The organism is Guyparkeria sp. SCN-R1 (genome assembly GCF_003932495.1).
Taxonomy (GTDB): Bacteria; Pseudomonadota; Gammaproteobacteria; order Halothiobacillales; family Halothiobacillaceae; genus Guyparkeria.
In genome coordinates this window covers 191,630-210,074 of the sequence record NZ_QZMT01000001.1, presented here as the reverse complement: position 1 = coordinate 210,074, position 18,445 = coordinate 191,630, and the positions used below count along the sequence as shown (strand labels likewise).

Genomic DNA, 18,445 nt, shown 5'->3' with positions numbered 1-18,445 from the left:
CCCGGCGCCGCCACCCTACTCAGCCGTCGCCGGCAGGTAGCGCATTGGTGAAGGGGCCGGTCGGCCGATCAGAAAACCCTGTGCATAGTCGATGCCGAGTGCGCGCACCTGCTCGAGTACCTCTTCGCTTTCCACGAACTCGGCGACCGTGTGGATCTTGAGCTCGCGCGAGAGTTCGGCGATCAGGCGCACGAAGGCGCGGTCGCGCGAGTCCTCCAGCAGATTGAGCACAAAGTCGCCCTCGATCTTCAGGAAATCGATCGGGAAGTGCTTGAGATAGTGGAACGAGGAGAAGCCCGAGCCGAAGTCGTCGATCGCGAACTTGAAGCCCTCCAGCCGCAGTTCCTGGACGAATTTCTCCAGCAGCTGGATGTTCTTGACCGTGTCGCGCTCGGTCAGCTCGAAGACGATGCGCGACTTTTCCACACCGGCCTCCTCCACGATCTTGCGGACGGTCGGGATGAACTCGGAGAGCACCAGCGCCCGCGGCGAGAGGTTGATGAACACCATGCCGTCAAAGCCGCTGGCACTTACCTCGGCTAGCGTCTTCTCGATCATGATGTAATCGATGCGGTCGATTACGCCCATCTTCTCGGCGATCTCGATGAACTCGGAAGCGCCCATGATGGTGTCGCCCAAATCGATGCGCGAGAGCACCTCGACCGCCTCGATACGATCCGGCCCGGTGGCGAGGATCGGCTGGAAGTACGGCACGATGCGCTTTTCCTCGACCGCACGCAGGATGGTCAGCCCCTTCTCGCTGATCGAGCGGAACACGTCCATGACGTCCTCCTCGCTCGGCACCGCCACCCGCGCCTTACCCTCGGCCTTGGCCTTGTACATCATGTTGTCGGCGAACAGGAACAGATCCTTGGGCTCACGCGCGTGTTCCGGGTAGACCGCGATGCCGATGGACACCGAGGCCGACACCGGCTCGCCATCCGGCGCGAACAACACGATGCCGTCCGTCTCGGCGAGCACACGGTTCGCCGTCACGCAGGCCTTTTCCAGGTCGGTTTCCGGCAGCACCACCACGAACTCGTCACCACCGTAACGGGCGAAGATGTCACCGCGCTTGAGCCCCTTGCCGATGGCATCGGCGAAGGCCTTGAGGAAGGAATCGCCGAAGGCGTGACCGTAGCTGTCGTTGATCAGCTTGAAGTTGTCCAGGTCGATCAGCAGCAACGCAAAGCGCTGGTCGTGGCGCTGGGCCCGGTCGATCTCGTAGCCGATCAGCTCCCAGAACACGCGCTGATTATAGAGGTTGGTGAGCGGGTCACGGGTCGCGTAGTACTCGAGATCCCGCGTGTACTTGAAGATCGCCTTTACCGAGCCGACCACGTTCAGCAACGTCGAGAGCACGCTCTCGATCACCAGCAGACGCGTTTCGTCGTTGACCGTCTCGGCCTGCACGCCGATGCCAACGATGCCGCCGATCTTGGGCGAGTCCACCAGCAGGGATTTCACCTGCACCCGCACGTCAGATTCGTCGAGCTCGATCGGTGGACCATCGTGATCGGCGACGTGGTGGTTGATATGCACCAGCGTCGCGTCGCTTAAGTTGGGGTGGTCGGCCATGTGTTCGCGCACCGCCCGCTCGAGCAGCTTGCGGCTATCCTCCGAGGGTGGCGACCGCCAGAACACGTCCAGGTCGAACAGCTCGTCGTCGACCTTGAAGATCGAGAACAGCGTATAGGTCTCGATCACCTCGTTGATATCCGTCATCAACCGGCAGATGTAGTCGTGCCAGTCGCGCACCACCTCCGAGGTGATGATGAACTTCTCCAGGAGCTTGATCTCGAACTCGAGCAGGTCGCGATCGACCGCCACGCTACGGAACTTGCCCACCAGCTCCTCGAAGCTCCGGAACACGCGGTTGAGCTCGTCGAAACCCAGGTCGGTGTCGCCGAGCGAGAGATTGCGCAGGTCAGCGACGCGGTTGACCTTCGCGGCGTTCTCTTCGAGCAGCTCGACCGAGCGGGTAATGCGCCGGTTGACGAACACCGTGATCAGCCCGGCGCCGATGATCGGCAGCGGGGCGAGCAGGATCAGCCAGAAGAAAAAGTTGTCCCGCGCCTCGGCGATCGCGGCAGAGAAATCCTGCTCGACGTCGATCACGCCCAGCACGTCGCCTTCCTCGGCCGTGGCATGGCAGGCCAGGCACTTGGCCTCGGCAGTAAGCGGGAAGGTATAGCGCACCGAATGTTCCTCGACGTGCTCGAGGGTGCGCCCGGAATCGAAAACCGCCGCCACCGAGTCGTCGATCGGGGCCTGGTCGATCTGGCCGTACTGCTCGGCGACCACGGGGCCACGGTAGATCTCGAGATCGTAGCCGCTGCCGGCCAGCGCCTGGCGATTGGCCTCGACGAAGCCCTCAAGCTGCTCGCGGGTCCAGCCGGTGCTCATCAGCTGGTACATGGAGGCGAAGGTCGAGCGAGCCAGCAGATCCGAGTCCTTGAGCGCGCTCTGCTGCACGGACTGGTTGAAGATACCGGAGACGATCAGGTAGGCCCCGCCGAAGAACAGCAGCGAGACGAGCAGGGACATCGCGAGGATGAACGACTTGATGGTGCGCATGCGAGACATTTCGCGATAACCGTGAACCAATCCGCTGCGCCTCCCTGGCTGGGACGAATGGGCGGATGGTATGCAGCTGGGCCGATACACGCAACGCAGTGGCGCACTCAGTTAATGTAAGACTGATACACCAATCACGCCGATGTGGCGGCGTCGAGTGGCGTCAAATCGTGTTTTCGCTACCCTCGGCCAAGGATTCAGTCGGTGTTTCGCTCGGGTCTTTGATCGGGGGTTCCACCGGGCGAAGCAGCATGTCGCGCGCCACGCGACCATCACGGGTACGTCGCATCGGCGGCAGGGCATCGAGGATGGTGCGGCCATAACCCTTGGACTGCAGGCGCGGATCGCACAAGACCATCACACCGGTATCGGCGGTGTCACGGATCAACCGGCCGACGCCCTGCTTGAGTGTGATGATCGCCTCCGGCAGTGCCATGTGCATGAACGGCACCAGCCCCTTGTCCTTCAGGCGTTGCTCGCGGGCGGCGCGCACGGGATCGCCGGGTGCAGCAAACGGAATGCGGTCAATCATCACCAGCGACAGCGCCTCGCCGCGCACGTCCACCCCTTCCCAGAAGCTCTGCGTGCCGAGCAACACACCGTTACCGGCCTCGCGAAACGCCTCCAGCAAGGCCGACTTGGCCTGTGTGCCCTGCACGAACAGTGGCAATTCGGTCAGATGCTCGCCGAGCGTCTCGGCAGCGAGCTTCAATGCCCGGTGGGAGGTGAACAGCAGAAAGGCCCGCCCTCCGCTGGCCTTCAAGAGCGGGTAGACCGCCCGCAATGACGCGAGCGTGTGCTCGCGCGCCCCGCCCGGCCCGACAGGTTCGGGCAGGTTCGGCGGCAGGTAGAGCACGGCCTGGTTGGGGAAGTCGAACGGCGACTCGACCTGCTCGCAGCGGGCGTCATCGAGGTTCATGCGGCGGGTGAAGTGGCTGAAGTCCGAGCCGGCGGCAAGCGTCGCCGACGTCATGATCCAGGCTCGCGGCGCCGATTCGACATGCGATTTGAGCTGCCCGGCGGCGTTGACCGGCGTGGTGTGCAGGGTGAACGAGCGGGTGCGGCGTTCCACCCAGCGCACCGCGTGGCCTTGGGTCTCCGCCTTGCCCTCGCGGAAGGCGGTGAGTTCATCGCGCAGACCCTGTGCCCGGCCAAGCAGTGCCTGCAAACCCTTGCCCCGCGGCGCGGCAATCTCCAGTTCCTTCACCAGCCCGTCGAGAGCGTCACCCAGGCGATCGAGTGCCTCGGTAACGCTTGCCTCGTCGGCCAGCTCCGCCCAGGGAAGGCGCTCGTTGTCGATGCGTGCCAGGGCCTCTAGCACCGGGTCGGTCGTCCCCTTGAGGGTATCGGCCGCCTCGGCCAGCCCCGGCTGGTCGCGGGCCTCGTGTTTCTGCTCGGCACGGGTATCGGCGGCCAGATCGCGCAGCTGGCGCGATCCGATCGCCTCGCCGAAAAACATCGAGGCGATTTCCGGCACCTGGTGGGCCTCGTCGAGCACCACCACGTCGGTCTCGGGCAGCAGTTCGGCAAAACCGGTCTGGCGCAGGGCCAGATCGGCGCAGAACAGGTGGTGATTGATCACCACGATGTCGGCCTTCTGTGCCTTCTCCCGTGCCTTGACTACGAAGCACTCGTCGTACAGCGGGCATTCGCGACCCAGGCAATTGTCGTTGGTCGAGGTGACCAGTGGCCAGATCTCGTGATCGTCGCCGACGCCGGCGCAATCGGCGCGGTCGCCATCGATGGTGCGGGTCGCCCAGTCCCGGATGCGGGCAAGTGCCCGGGCATCATCGCGTCGCGGCAGACGGGCCTGCTCGTCGGCCAGTTCGAGGCGATACTTGCACAGGTAGTTCGCCCGCCCCTTGAGCAGCGCCACCTTGGCCTTGACTCCCAGCAGGTCGCGCAGACGCGGCAGATCACGGTCGAACAGCTGATCCTGCAGGTGCTTGGTGCCAGTGGAAATCAGCGCGCGCTTGCCCGAAAGCAGCACCGGCGCGAGATAGCCGAAGGTCTTGCCCACGCCGGTGCCCGCCTCAAGGACCAGCGTGTGCTGATCATTGATCGAATCACGGATCAGCTCGGCCATCCGCCGCTGACCCGCGCGGGGTTGATAGCCCTCGAAGGCCCCGGCCAGCCTCCCCCCGGGGCCGAAGACGTCATCGAGCCCCAGCTGACTCCGGCGGCTCGCCTCGGTCATGCCGCGCGGGCACCCTCGGCACGTCGGGCCGACTCGCTTCCGGCACGTTCTTCGGCCTCACGGGCACCGGCCTCGTCGCCCTGAGCACGACGGGCCTTGGCCACCAGTTGCCAGGCGGCCGACAGGGTGCGGTTGTCCCGGGCGTGCTCGACGGCCCGCAGGGCCAATTGCTCGGCCTGCTCGGGCTGGTTCTGCGCCAGACGCAACTGGGCGAGATCCAGCCACAGTCGTGCATTGCTGGGTTCGATCTGCACGGCCCGCTCCAGGGTCGATTGTGCCCCGGCCAGATCGCCCGATTCACGGCGCTGGTCGGCCTGCTCCACCAGGGCGAGCACAGCCGGCGAGGTAGCCGGTTCACTCGATTCCTCCTGGCGATCCGTAGGCAGCGCCTCTTCCTGGATATCCGGTGTGGACAGGGGGGTCGAGCGCACCTCTGGTTCAGGCGCGGGCGCCGGTTCAGAGCGCGGCTCGGAAGAGCCCGGCGGCGGGGTCATCGGGGCACAGGCGGCCAGGAATAGCCCGGCTGAAACCACGGCCATGACGCGAAACGAGGGAAATGAGCGGATAAACGGGCGACTCATCGGTTTGCTGATGTCCATTGGGTGCTACCTGAATTGTCTTGGGGCTGCGCTCCATCGTAACCCGTCATGCCCTGTCCGGGGAGCCGACCAAGCCGACGAGCGGTCTCACGCCGGGTCAACGAAACCAGTCCCAGATCGTACTCGAGTCCTTGTCCTCGCGGCGGCCGCCTTCGCAATCGGCGGCCGGTTCGGGCCGATGCGAGGTGATGAACGGCAGGGATTCGCCCGGGCAACGATCCGGGACGACGAACTGTCGCTCTGGATCGACGCGGGCAAAACGCACCCCGCGTGGCGGATGCATGTCGCGCGGCTGGTTGTCGAGCTCGGCAAAGGTCGCGCCCCACAGCGGCAGGGCCGCGCTCGACCCGGTCAGGTTGGACGGCCGGTCATCGTCACGCCCCACCCAGATCACGCCGACCCGATTGCCGGTAAAGCCGGCGAACCAGGCGTCGCGGCCATCGTTGGTGGTGCCGGTCTTGCCGGCCACGCCCACCGCCGGCGAGACCATCTGGTTCAGGCGCGTCGAGGTCCCCTCGGCCACCACCGTCTGCAGACCGTATTGCAGCAGGTAGAGCGGCTCGCGCTCGGCGGCCCGGCGCACGTCGAGCGAGTAACGCGACAACGGCTCGCCATCGCGGTCCACCACGGTGCGGATGGCACGCAGCGGCGTCATGAACCCATCGGCCGAAAGCGTCTGGTACATCTGCGCGACCTCGAAGGGCGTCATGCCCATCGAACCGAGCAGCATCGAGGGATAGAACGGCGACGGACGCGGTCCCCCGAGCTGCTCGATGGTCTCGGCGACCGACTCCAGCCCGACATCCATCCCCAGCCGCACGCTGGGCACGTTCCGCGAATGCGCCAGCGCCTCGATCAAGGGGGTCGGGCCATGGAATTTGCCGCTGTAGTTTTTGGGCTCCCAGTCGGCCGATCCCTTCTGCTCCACCGTGATCGGCTCGTCCTCCAGCGAGGTGATCAGGTTGTACTCGGCCGGGCGCGACAAGGCGGTGAGATAGATCGCCGGCTTGATCAGCGAGCCGATCTGCCGACGTGCATCCAGCGCGCGATCGTAGCCCTCGTAATGGGTATCTCGCCCGCCGATCATTGCCTCGATCTCGCCGGTACTCACCGAGGCGATCACGCCGGCGGTCTCCAGGGTGCCGGACTCGAGCCCACGACTGGCCTCGACCTCGTCGAGACGGGCCGTGCTCTGCTCGAGCGCCTCCTGCACGCGCGGGCGCAGGGTAGTGAAGATATTCAGCCCACGTGTCTGAAGGTCTTCGGGATCGTACTGCTCGGTGAGCTGACGACGGACCAGGTCGACAAACGCCGGGTGGCGCGCGCGCGAGCCGGCCGTCTCGAGCACGCCCAGCGGCCGTCCCTGCCATTCGGCAGCGGTGGTCTGGTCGACCAGGCCCAGATCGATCATCACGTCGATGACAACATTGCGGCGATCCAACGCGCGCTCGGGATGACGCCGCGGGTTGTAGTAGTTGGCCCCCTTGGCCATCCCCACCAGCAAGGCGATCTGCTCGGGCTGAAGCTCATCGATCGGTCGACCGAAATAGAAACTCGCGGCCAGCCCGAAACCGTGAATCGCCCGCCCACCGTCCTGACCGAGGTAGACCTCGTTGAGATAGGCCTCGAGGATCTTGTCCTTGGGATAGTGCCACTCCATCTCGAGCGCCATGATCATCTCGGCGAACTTGCGCCGGTAGGTCCGATCGTGGGTAAGAAAGAGGTTCTTGGCCAGCTGCTGGGTGATGGTGCTGCCGCCCTGAACCCGCTCGCCCGAGACCAGGTTGGTCAGGAAGGCCCGCAGGATGGCCGTCGGCACGACGCCGTGGTGTTCGTGGAACGCGCGATCCTCGACGGCCAGCAGGCTATCGAGCAACAAGGGTGCCTCCTCGCGCACCTCCTCGATCGCCAGCAGTACTCGGTCTTCGGCCCGATTGGGATAGAGCGTGCCGATCGAGCGGGGTTCGAGCCGGACGATACCGAGCGACTCGCCATCCGGCCCGTCGAGCTCGGTCACCTGGCCGCCGACGATACGCACGTCGACAAGGCGGGACGGCTGCTCACCGTCGGGGAAATCGAACGCCCGCCGGTGGAACGACACCTGATTGCCGCGGCGACGGAACGTACCGGTCTCGTCGAGAGAATCGACAGCGAGGTAATTCAGACGCTCCAGAGCCGCAATCAGGCTGTCGATATCCATCGACTGGCCGATGTAGATTTCATCCGGCGCGGCATAGACGGTCGCCGGCATGGTGAACAGCGCCCCCTCGAAGCGTTCGGTCACCCGCTCATTGAGATACCACGCCCAGGCACCCAGCAGGGGCAAGCCGATGGCCGCCGCAATCAGCAGCCCCCGCATCACCCAGCCGAACAGCCGTGCCCGCCAGCCGCGCCGAGACGCCCCGGTACCGCGTGATGCGCCCTGACGCGCCCCTTGACGTCGCGACGGAGCGGACTTGCCGCTCGCCGCACGGCGTGTGCGTCCGCTACGCCCCTTGCCGGCCGTGGCCGCCCCCTTGGTTTTTGTGTTGCCGCTGCCCTTGCTGGATGCCACGTTCAACCCACGCTGTTACACTTTTGAAAATGAATCCGACCGCAATGTGGCGCGGTCGGGCCGCCAGTCTATCAGGCCCGAAGGTGAGGCGAGCGGCCGTTACCAGGCGCGTCAACACTCGTCCACCACCCGGTCCATATCCCCGATTCGACCTAACCAGGAGCGCCCATGGCCGAGCACCCGCAAGAGCGATTGATCGAACGGTTCAAGGAGAACCTCGCCGAGAGCGATTCCTCCCTCGAGCACCTGCAGACCCATATCTCGCACGTGTTCCTGACCGGCCCCTGGGCCTACAAGATCAAGAAGCCGATGAACTTCGGCTTCCTCGACTTCTCCAGCCTCGACCGTCGGCGCCACTTCTGCGAGGAGGAGCTACGGCTCAATGCCCGCCTGGCCCCCGAGCTCTATGACTCGGTACTGGGCCTGGATGCCGACGGCAAGCTGATCGAGGCGGATGACTCGGCCGAGGAATTCGTCATCCGCATGCGGCGCTTCGACCAGGCCGACCGACTCGATCACGTCGCCCGCCGCATCGGCCTGGACGAGGCCCTAGTCGAACAGATCGCCGACCAGATCGCCGCCTTCCACGCCAAGGCCGAGGTCGCCACCGCCGAAACGCACTTCGGCGAGCCCGACACCGTCTGGGCGCCCATGCAGCAGAACCTCGAACAGATCGCCCCCTTGCTGGAGACCGATGCCGACCGCGAGCGGCTGGCCGAGATGGAACGCCTGTCGCGCGCGGCCTTCGAAGCCATCCGCCCCACCCTTCAGCAGCGCAAGCGCGAGGGGCACATCCGCGAATGCCACGGCGACATGCATCTGGCCAACATGGCGCTGCAAGACGGAGCTGTGACCATCTTCGACGGTATCGAGTTCAACGATGATTTCCGATGGACCGACACGGCCAACGATCTGGCCTTCGCGCTGATGGATCTGCACAAGCGCAAGCTGATCGGTCCTGCGCGCCAACTGCTCAACCGGTATCTGGAGATCAGCGGGGACTACGAGGCCCTGCCGACCCTGCGCTTCTACCAGGGCTACCGTGCCGCGGTGCGCGCCAAGATCGCCCTGCTCGGCCTGCGCGATGGCATGCCCGACGAGGAACGCGACGCGGCCTGGGCCGATTTCCGCGACTACGCCGATCTTGCCAACGCGTTCTTCACCCCGGCCCAGGGCGAGCTGTTCATCACCATGGGCGTGAGCGGCAGCGGCAAGTCGCTGGCCAGCCGCGAACTGGTGCTCGCCCGGGGCGCGATCCGGGTGCGGTCGGATGCCGAGCGCCAGCGGATGTTCACCGATCCGGCCGAGCGATACACCGAGATGGCGAGCGATAGCACTTACAATCGACTGGCCGAAATCGCCCGGCTGGGTGCGCAGAGCGGCTGGCCGATGGCCATCGACGCCACCTTCCTCGAGCGAGCCCGCCGCCAGCAGTTCGAGACACTGGCCGACGAGATCGGCGTGCCCTACACGATCCTGTTCATCGAGTGCGACAACGAGCAGTTGCTCGACTACCTGCGCGAGCGCCAGGCACACGGCGGCGATATCTCGGAGGCCGACGAGCAGGTGCTGCAGCAGCAGTTGCAGAAACTCGAGTCGCTTGGCCCCGACGAGGCCCGGCATTGCGTGCGCCTCAAGTGCGATACGCCCTTCGGGCCGCAGATCGCTGAACGGTTGGGGTGATCGGCGGCAGGATCGCCCCCCATTCGGCGAACCTCAGCTGACATCGGGCTGCCGCTTGATATTTCGCGGCTAAAGCCGCTCCTACGGTTTCCCGTAACTTGTGTAGGAGCGGCTTTAGCCGCGAATCGCGTCGGTTGGCCCATCGACCGAAACGATTAGCCCGCCCGACTCACTCCACCGGCTCGACCTTAGCCCCGCCGCGGATGGCATCCACCGCCAGCCGGTACATGTCCATGTCCAGCGGATACTCGTCACCGCCCTCCAGCAACTCGGCCAGCTCCCCCTCGGAACGCGCCGTGCCGAGATAGCGCCAGTGGCGGAAAAGATGACGCTCTTCCCTGCCGTCGCGCACCTCACGAATCGCAATCGCGCCGGGATAGGGCCAGGCCTGGAGCGCCAACGGCCCAAGCGCCTGCTTGAGGCGCAATCGGTGGGCAATCTCGGACTCCCGCCCGGCACACAGGCCACCGCATTGCCCGATCTGGTGGGCAAAGCAGGCACGTCCAGCGCCCTGCTCCAATCCGAGGTATTGCGGGCAAAGGCGGTGTTCCTTGGCCAGTTCCCTGAGGCGCTCGCTGGCCTTCATCCGCGAACGGAACACCCCGTGGGCACGCCCCAGATCCGACGGCGCCAGCTCATCGATCCGCACCAGCGCCGGTGGCTCGGCCGACTCGTCGTCCCAGTCCCAGGCGAGCAGGCCGCGCTGCGCGCGCAGGCGGCGATTGAAGATTGGCTGTTCTCGCTTGACCAGTCGGGCCTCGGTGAGCAGCGCCCCGATCTCGCCGGCCGTCTCGATCCAGTCGATGTCATGCGTCTGCTGGGCGATTCGCATTTCCCGATCATTACGGTGATCGTCGGCAAAGTGCGAGCGCACCCTTGCACGCAGGTTGACACTCTTGCCCACATAGAGCAGCGCCCCCTCCTCGCCGAAAAAGCGGTAGACACCCGGGACGGCAGGCACCTCGTCGAGTCGGGTGGGGTCGAGATTGGGCGGCGTGCTTGCCCGTTTGATCTGGCGGGCGAGCGCGTCGAGCACGACCTCGAGGCCGTCGCGTTCGACAAAGCGGGACAGCAAGGCTGGCAGGGCCTGACAATCGCCCATCGCCCGGTGGCGATCACCCACGGGCAGCGCGTGGCGTGCAATCAGGCTGTCGAGGTTGTGGCGGCGCTCGCCGCGATCGAGCCGTCGCGAGAGTTTGACCGTGCACAGTTCCCTCAGCGTGACCACCTGACCGGCCTCACGGAATGCATTGCGCAGAAAGCCGGCATCGAAACGGGCGTTGTGGGCGACCAGCAGGCGGCCGTCGAACAGGTCGCGCACCTCGTCGGCCAGACGGGCGAATACCGGCGCGCCCGCCACCATGTCATCGCTGATGCCGGTCAGGCGGGTGATGGTCGGTGGAATCGCCACGCCCGGATCGAGCAGGGTCTGGAATGGCTCGCCCACTACGCCGTTGTCGACGGGAATGATCGCGACCTCGGTGATCCGGTCACGCGTCGGCCGCGTGCCGGTGGTCTCGACGTCGACAAAGGCCAGACGATCGAAAGGCGCTGGCAATGACGCCAGCGCCTCGATGCATTCGCCGGGCTGTAAGAGGTTCGTCACCGTCAGGCGTCGAGCGTCTCCACGCGCATGCGCACGACCGGGGCCCGGACGGTATCCAGCGCCTCGATCTCGGCGAGCGCATCATCCATGTCCTTCTCGCGCACCTGGTGGGTCAGCATGACGATCGGCAGCGTGCGCTCGTCCTCGGTCATCTCCTTCTGCATCATCGCCTCGATGGAGATCTCGTGGTCGGCGAGGATCTGGGCGATCTTGGCGAGCACGCCGCGCTTGTCCTCGACGGCAAAGCGCAGGTAGTAGGCCGTGGCAATCGAGTCCATCGGCACGACCGGCATGTCGCTGATCTGGTCCGGCACGACGGCGAGATGCGGCACGCGGTGGGTCGGGTCGGCGGTAAGCGTGCGCACCACGTCGACCAGATCGGCGACCACCGCCGAGGCGGTCGGCTCGGCCCCGGCCCCGGCGCCGTAGTACATCGTTGGGCCGACCGAGTCGCCCCAGACCAGCACGGCGTTCTGCACGCCGTCGACGTTCGCCAGCAGGCGACGCTCGGGGATCAGGGTCGGGTGGACGCGCAGTTCGACACCATCGTCGCGCTGGCGCGCGATCCCCAGGTGCTTGACCTGGTAGCCGAACTCGCCGGCATACCGCACGTCATCGGTCTCGATGCCCGAGATGCCTTCCGTGTAGACCTCGTCGAACTTGAGCGGCATGCCGAAGGCGATCGCGGCAAGGATGGTCAGCTTGTGTGCCGCGTCGATCCCCTCGACGTCGAAGGTGGGGTCGGCCTCGGCGTAGCCCAGGTACTGGGCCTCGGCGAGCACCTCGGCAAACGCCCGGCCCTCGTCGCGCATGGCGGTAAGGATGTAATTGCCGGTGCCGTTGATAATGCCGGCCAGCCACTCGATGCGATTGCCCGCCAGACCCTCGCGGATCGCCTTGATGATCGGGATGCCACCGGCCACGGCCGCCTCGAAGGCCACCATGGTGTGGTGCTTCTGCGCCAGCTCGAACAGCTCCATGCCCTCGTGGGCAATCAGCGCCTTGTTGGCCGTGACCACCGGCTTGCCGAGCTCGAGCGCCCGGCGCATCAGGTCGCCCGCTGGCTTCATGCCACCGATCAGCTCGACCACCACGTCAACTTCCGGGTTCTCGACCACTTCCATCGGATCAGTGGTCAGCAGGATGCCTTCAAGCGGGCAGATGCGCGGCGCGTCGAGATTGCGCGCCGAGGCGTGCACCACCTCGATGCGACGACCGGCACGGCGGGCGATCTCCTCGGCATTGCGGGTCAGGACATTGACCACGCCCCCGCCGACGGTACCCAGCCCCAAGAGGCCGATGCGCACCGGCGGAAATTGTTCGTGTTGATTCGTCTGCATGTCGCTCATTGTCCTCCCTCCGACGGCACGGGCACTCCGTGGGCACGGAACATCGCCTTGATGCCACGGATGGCCTGCCGGGTGCGGTGTTCGTTCTCGATCAGGGAGAAACGCACGTGATCATCGCCGTAGTCGCCGAAGCCGATGCCCGGCGAGACGGCCACCTTGGCTTCCGCCAGCAGCAGCTTGGTAAATTCCAGTGACCCCATATGGGCAAAGGCCTCGGGGATCTTCGCCCAGACGAACATGGTCGCCTTGGGCGGCTCGACCGGCCAGCCGGCCGCGTTCAGTCCCTCGCAGAGCACGTCGCGGCGACGCCGGTACATGTCGCAAATCTCGTGCACGCAGGTCTGGTCGCCCTCGAGCGCGAGGATCGAGGCCACCTGAATGGGCGTGAAGGTGCCGTAATCGAAGTACGACTTGATCCGCGCCAGTGCGTTGACCAGCGTCGGGTTGCCCACCATGAAGCCCACGCGCCAGCCAGGCATGTTGTAGCTCTTCGAGAGCGTGAAGAACTCCACCGCCACGTCCTTGGCGCCCGGCACCTGCATGATCGACGGCGCCTTGTAGCCATCGAAGACGATGTCGGCGTAGGCCAGGTCATGCACCACCCAGATGCCCGCCTCGCGGCAGATCTCGACCACCTTCTCGAAGAACTCCAGGTCCACGCACTGCGTGGTCGGGTTCGCCGGGAAGTTGAGGATCAGCATTTTCGGCTTGGGCCAGGTCTCCTTGATCGCCCGGGTGAGCTCCTCGAAGAAATCCACCTCCGGCGTCAGGCGCACGTGGCGGATGTCGGCATCCGCGATCACCGAACCGTAGGGGTGGATCGGATAGGCCGGGTTGGGCACCAGCACGGTATCCCCGGCCGACATGGTCGCCATCGCCAGGTGGCCGAGGCCCTCCTTGGAGCCGATGGTGACGATTGCCTCGGACTCGGGATCGATATCGACGTCGTAGCGCGAGCGATACCAGTTGGCGATCGCCCGGCGCAGGCGCGGAATCCCCTTGGATTGCGAGTAGCGATGCGTGTCACCGCGCCGGGTGGCCTCGACCATCTTTTCGACGATATGCGGCGGCGTCGGCTGGTCGGGATTGCCCATGCCGAAATCGACGATGTCCTCGCCGGCGGCACGCGCCTTCGCCTTGAGCTCACCAATGATATTGAAGACGTAGGGCGGCAGTCGCTTGATGCGGGCGAAATGTTCGTTCACTTGGATTCTGATGCGTCTTGGAAAGGTGGACAAAACGACGCCGGATCGGCGGAAGGGCCGGGCGCAGGCAAAGGGTACAAACAGTAAGGAGCGGGGCCCATCCTGTCAATCCGCGCGGCCCTCGACACCGCCGCTTCCGGGGACGAGTCCAGCCCGGGGAGCGCGCCCCTCTCCGCCGGAGCATCAATCGAACACTGGAAGCAAAGAATTAGCTTATTGGCAGATAACGACACGCTGAACTAAGTTGGCCGACGTCGATAAAACCACACAAAACCAAGGGGTTTAGTCGGGTTTAGCGCGACGTCACGAGAAACGATCCGCGGGTTCGTGGCCGTTCGCCCCCGGCAGATCCCTTTCCAGGGAGGAGCGCAACACCATGAAGGTCAATCTTCCGGTCACGCAGAAGGACGTCGATTACCCCGCGGACATGCAACTAATCTCGACCACGGACCTCAAGGGACAGATCACCTACGTCAACCAGGACTTCATCAAGGTCAGCGGCTACGCGTGGGACGAATTGATCGGCCGCCCGCACAACCTCATCCGCCACCCGGACATGCCGCCGGCGGCCTTCAAGGACCTCTGGCAGACCATCAAGGCCGGTCGCGTCTGGCACCAGCTCGTCAAGAACCGCTGCAAGAACGGGGATCATTACTGGGTGGATGCCTATGTCACCCCGGTCTACGCCGGCGACGAGATCGTCGGCTACCAGTCGATTCGCACCAAGCCCAGCAAGGAGGCGATCGCCAAGGCCGAGAGCCTGTATCGATGGATGAACGAGAAGAAGGTCGAGACGTTGCCATCGAAAAAGCGACTCGCCGACCTGAGCCTGGCGCACGTCTCGCTCACGGGCCTGGCCGCACTGGGCTTGATCCAGTTGCTGGAAATCATCGATCCAAGCTGGCTTGCCGCGCGGGGCGGGCTTGGCCTGGAATGGTTTGGCATCCTGCTGACCGTGGCGTTGGCGTGGCTGCTCTGGCGTGCGGTATTCCGACCCGTCGAGCAAACCGGCGAGGTGCTGCGCCGGATGGCCGGCGGCAAACTCCGCCAGCCCATCCACGTCCAAGGTGAGAACGAGATCGGCCAGATCAACCAGTCCGCCAAGCTGTTGCAGGCTCGCCTGAGCACGGTGTTTGGCCAGTTCACCGAGTCGGCGCTGTCGCTCACCGCTTCGGCCGACCAGCTCTCTGCCACCGGTGCGCAGACCTCGCAACGCATGGACCAACAGACCCGCGAGGTCGAACAGGTCGCCACGGCCATGAACGAGATGGCGCAAACAGTCGAGGAAGTCGCCCACAGCGCCGCGCGCACCGCGGAGACCGTCGAGCGCGCCGATCGCGAGGCCCACGGCGGCAAGGAACAGGTGCGACGCACCCACGCGGCCGTCGGGGAACTCTCCGGCCAGTTCGAACGCACGGCCGGGTCGATCGAATCCCTGCGGGCCCACGGCGACCGGATCGACAGCATCATCCAGGTGATCGGCGGCATTGCCGATCAGACCAACCTGCTCGCCCTCAATGCGGCCATCGAGGCGGCACGGGCCGGGGAACACGGTCGCGGCTTTGCCGTCGTTGCCGAAGAGGTCCGCTCGCTCGCCAGCAAGACACAGGACTCGGCCGGAGAAATCCGCGACATGATCGAGACCCTGCGCCACGGGATTCAGTCGGCGGTGGAAAGCGTCGAGCAGGGACGCGGCCGGATGAACGACGTCGAACATCAGGCAGAGGCCACCGACCGCGCGCTCGACTCGATTACCGAGGCGGTCGACGAAATCAGCCAGATGAGCACCCAGATCGCCACGGCCACGGAAGAACAGAGCGCGGTAGCCGAAGAGATGAGCCGCAACATCACCTCGATTTCCGGCGAGACCGAGGAAACCACCGAGAACAGCCGCGATGTCGCCAAACTCGGCCAGTCGCTCTCGACGATGGCAACCGAGCTGCAAGCCCTGCTGGCCCAGTTCAATACGGACAACCGACAGGGCGCCAGCGATTGAGCCAAACGCGACCCGGCATGCCCCGGGCTCGGCACCCCGCCCTTACCTTCCGCACCCAAGGCATCCGAGCCCACGCATGCTATCTTTCGCGGAATTCACCTGAATTCACCCGGTCACGGATGACCCGCCCCGCGGGAAGTCCGTCACCACGAGGGACTTCCCAATGAGCCAACCGTCGTCCTCCCGCCAATCGCCCGAGACCGGGCTCGCCCGCTTCGGCGACCCGCTGGTCCTGATCCTGACCATCGGCTTCGTGATTGCCTTCATCGGCCTGTCCTTGTGGGACATGGACCGGGTAGCCGACGGCATCGGCACCGGCTTTGCCTGGACCGCCCGGGTGCTGGGCTCCTATTTCCAGATCTTCCTGCTGCTGACCTTTTTTATCGGCATCGGGGTGGCCCTTTCGCCGGCCGCCAAGGCCCGCGTCGGTGATCTGGAAACGCCCGAGATGAGCACGTTCAAGTGGCTCTCGATCATCATGTGCACCCTGCTGGCCGGTGGCGGCGTGTTCTTCGCGGCCGGCGAGCCGGTGTACCACTTCTTGGTCACCCCGCCGGCCTTCGATACCGAGGCCGGGACGAGTGAGGCGGTCGCCGGCGCCCTGGCGCAATCGTTCATGCACTGGGGCTTTCTCGCCTGGGCGGTGCTGGGTTCCCTGACGGCCGTGGTGCTGGCCTACGCGCACTACATCAAGGGCCAGCCGCTACGCCCACGCACCCTGCTCTACCCGGTATTCGGCGAGCGCATCATGCGCGGCTGGTTCGGCGGCGTGGTCGATTCGTTCTGCGTAATCGCGGTGGTCGCCGGCACGGTCGGGCCGATCGGCTTTCTCGCCACGCAATTGAGCTTCGGCCTGTCCGAGCTATTCGGCCTGCCGGAAACCTTCGCCACCCAGCTGGGCATCCTCGCCTTCCTGGGCCTGATCTACATCTCCTCGGCGGTGACCGGCGTGCATCGCGGCATCCAGTTGCTCAGCCGTTTTAACGTGCTGCTGGCGATCGCGATCGGCGCGGTTATCTTCGTCTTCGGCCCGACCCTGTTCCTGGCCAACGCCTACGTGCAGGGCATGGGGACCTACGTCTCGTCGTTCTTCACCATGGCCACCATGACCGCCGAAACCGCGCCGGGCTGGTGGATGCAGTGGTGGACGGTGTTCTTCTTCGCCTGGTTCATCGGCTATGCGCCGCTGATGGCGGTGTTCGTCGCACGCATCTCGCGCGGGCGCACCATCCGCCAGATGATCCTCGCGGTCGCCGTGATGGCGCCGATCGCGACCACCATCTGGTTCACGCTGCTGGGCGGCTCGGGCATCTACTACCAGCTCAACGACGTCTTCGACCTGACCGAACCGCTGAACAACTTCCAGTTCGACGTGGCGACACTCACCGTCGCCCAGGCTCTGCCGGGCGGCACCTGGATGGCCGCGGCGATCATGCTGCTCACGCTGATCTTCGTCGCCACCACCGGCGATTCCATGAGCTATTCCATCGCCATGGTCGGCTCGGGTCACGATGCGCCCCACCCGCTCATCCGCGCCTTCTGGGGCGGCGTGATGGCCGTGATGGCCGCCATGCTCCTCTACATGGGCTCCGGCCAGATCAGCGTCCTGCAGCAGTTCATCGTCATCACCGCCATTCCAGTGTCGCTGATCCTGCTGCCCTCGCTCTGGACCGGGCCGAAAACGGCCTATTCCATGGCCCGCGCGCAGGGGCTGCTCCGAGAGGACTGAACCGGCGTGGGACGGTCGGCCTGCCTATACTCCCTGCCGTTGCCTTTGGGAACCTCAGCAGGAGCCAATGATCATGAAAACCAGAACCACCAAGATGCGGTTGCCGACCACCGTGCTGCCCGCGACGATGCTGGCCGCCGGGCTGGTCTTCCAGACCCCCACCCTGGCCGACAACCACGGCGGCACCTGGGAGCCCAGCGGCGAGGACATCGGCTACCAGGTCGACGGTGAGTCCTTCGAGGGCTACCTGGCGCCGGCCGACGGCGAGTCGCGCGGCACGGTGCTGGTCATCCACGACTGGGACGGCATCGACGACTACGAGCGCCAGCGCGCCGACATGATCGCGGCGATGGGCTTCGATGCCTTTGCCGTCGACCTGTACGGCGAGGGCAACCGTCCGCAGGAAACCGGCGCCAAGAAGGCCGAGACCGAGCGCCTGTACAAGGATCGCGAGCGCATGCAGTCGCTCACGCGCGCCGGGCTGGAATTCGCCCGCGAGCAGGGCGTGGCCGAGGAAACCGTCGTGATGGGGTACTGCTTCGGCGGTGCGGTGGTACTGGAGGCAGCACGCAACGGGCTGGTCGACCAGGCAGCGGGCTTCGCCACCTTCCACGGCGGGCTGGGCACGCCCGAGGGACAAAGCTGGTCGGATCCCGGCGCGCCGATCCTGATCGCCCACGGGGCAGCCGACTCGATGATCTCGATGAACGATGTCGCCACGCTGTCAGGCGAACTCGAGGACGCAGGGGCGACCTACACCATCGAGGTCTACTCCGGCGCCCCGCATGCCTTCACGGTGTTCGGCACCGGGGCCTACCAGGAACGGGCCGACGAACAATCCTGGGCGGCATTCACCGAGTTGCTCGACCAGGCCTTCTGAGCCCGACCCCGGCTGCAACGAGAAAGGCCCGACATGGTGTCGGGCCTTTTCTGTATCCGGTCGCGCAGCA

At 65.5% G+C, this 18,445-nt stretch carries 11 protein-coding genes; 4 read left to right on the top strand and 7 right to left on the bottom strand.

The window, feature by feature from the left end:
* Nucleotides 1-15: 15 nt before the first annotated feature.
* From D5687_RS00930 to mrcB, 4 genes are all read right to left on the bottom strand, one after another.
* On the bottom strand, nucleotides 16-2,586 hold the full coding sequence (locus D5687_RS00930) for a putative bifunctional diguanylate cyclase/phosphodiesterase (RefSeq protein WP_370271285.1): 2,571 nt from the start codon (nucleotides 2,584-2,586) through the stop codon (nucleotides 16-18).
* Nucleotides 2,587-2,740: 154 nt separating this feature from the next.
* Nucleotides 2,741-4,774 (bottom strand): ATP-dependent DNA helicase, encoded by a 2,034-nt coding sequence (locus tag D5687_RS00925; RefSeq protein WP_125197869.1) that lies wholly within the window; start codon nucleotides 4,772-4,774, stop codon nucleotides 2,741-2,743.
* A complete protein-coding gene (locus D5687_RS00920; protein ID WP_125197868.1) occupies nucleotides 4,771-5,373 on the bottom strand; it encodes a lipopolysaccharide assembly protein LapB in 603 nt (200 codons plus the stop codon). Before D5687_RS00920 ends, D5687_RS00925 begins: the two co-directional genes overlap by 4 nt.
* Nucleotides 5,374-5,470: 97 nt before the next feature.
* Nucleotides 5,471-7,927 carry a penicillin-binding protein 1B gene (gene mrcB / locus D5687_RS00915; RefSeq protein ID WP_125197867.1) on the bottom strand — a complete coding sequence of 819 codons (2,457 nt, stop codon included), beginning with the start codon at nucleotides 7,925-7,927 and terminating at the stop codon, nucleotides 5,471-5,473.
* A 168-nt stretch (nucleotides 7,928-8,095) separates the two neighbouring features.
* On the opposite strand from mrcB, the gene D5687_RS00910 reads away from it, so the two are divergent.
* Nucleotides 8,096-9,610, top strand: coding sequence for a bifunctional aminoglycoside phosphotransferase/ATP-binding protein (locus tag D5687_RS00910; protein ID WP_125197866.1), 1,515 nt, complete (start codon nucleotides 8,096-8,098; stop codon nucleotides 9,608-9,610).
* A gap of 169 nt (nucleotides 9,611-9,779) precedes the next feature.
* Here the strand turns inward: D5687_RS00910 and D5687_RS00905 are convergent, their stop codons facing one another.
* Genes D5687_RS00905 through alaC form a run of 3 tightly spaced genes read right to left on the bottom strand, consistent with a single transcriptional unit; the run spans nucleotide 9,780 to nucleotide 13,770 of the window.
* Nucleotides 9,780-11,216 (bottom strand): exonuclease domain-containing protein, encoded by a 1,437-nt coding sequence (locus tag D5687_RS00905; protein ID WP_204742098.1) that lies wholly within the window; start codon nucleotides 11,214-11,216, stop codon nucleotides 9,780-9,782.
* A 2-nt stretch (nucleotides 11,217-11,218) separates the two neighbouring features.
* Nucleotides 11,219-12,556: a homoserine dehydrogenase gene (locus D5687_RS00900; protein WP_125197865.1), complete on the bottom strand. Its 1,338-nt coding sequence runs from the start codon at nucleotides 12,554-12,556 to the stop codon at nucleotides 11,219-11,221.
* A 5-nt stretch (nucleotides 12,557-12,561) separates the two neighbouring features.
* On the bottom strand, nucleotides 12,562-13,770 hold the full coding sequence (alaC, locus tag D5687_RS00895; RefSeq protein ID WP_125197864.1) for an alanine transaminase: 1,209 nt from the start codon (nucleotides 13,768-13,770) through the stop codon (nucleotides 12,562-12,564).
* A 376-nt stretch (nucleotides 13,771-14,146) separates the two neighbouring features.
* Between alaC and D5687_RS00890 the strand changes: the two genes are divergently transcribed.
* The 3 genes from D5687_RS00890 to D5687_RS00880 all read left to right on the top strand — a co-directional run bounded on the left by D5687_RS00890 (nucleotide 14,147) and on the right by D5687_RS00880 (nucleotide 18,375).
* Nucleotides 14,147-15,766 (top strand): PAS domain-containing methyl-accepting chemotaxis protein, encoded by a 1,620-nt coding sequence (locus D5687_RS00890; RefSeq protein ID WP_125197863.1) that lies wholly within the window; start codon nucleotides 14,147-14,149, stop codon nucleotides 15,764-15,766.
* A gap of 163 nt (nucleotides 15,767-15,929) precedes the next feature.
* On the top strand, nucleotides 15,930-17,495 hold the full coding sequence (locus D5687_RS00885) for a BCCT family transporter (RefSeq protein WP_125197862.1): 1,566 nt from the start codon (nucleotides 15,930-15,932) through the stop codon (nucleotides 17,493-17,495).
* 73 nt (nucleotides 17,496-17,568) lie between these two features.
* The gene (locus tag D5687_RS00880) at nucleotides 17,569-18,375 is read left to right on the top strand and encodes a dienelactone hydrolase family protein (protein ID WP_204742097.1); all 807 of its coding nucleotides are present in this window, start codon (nucleotides 17,569-17,571) and stop codon (nucleotides 18,373-18,375) included.
* The last annotated feature ends 70 nt before the right edge of the window (nucleotides 18,376-18,445 follow it).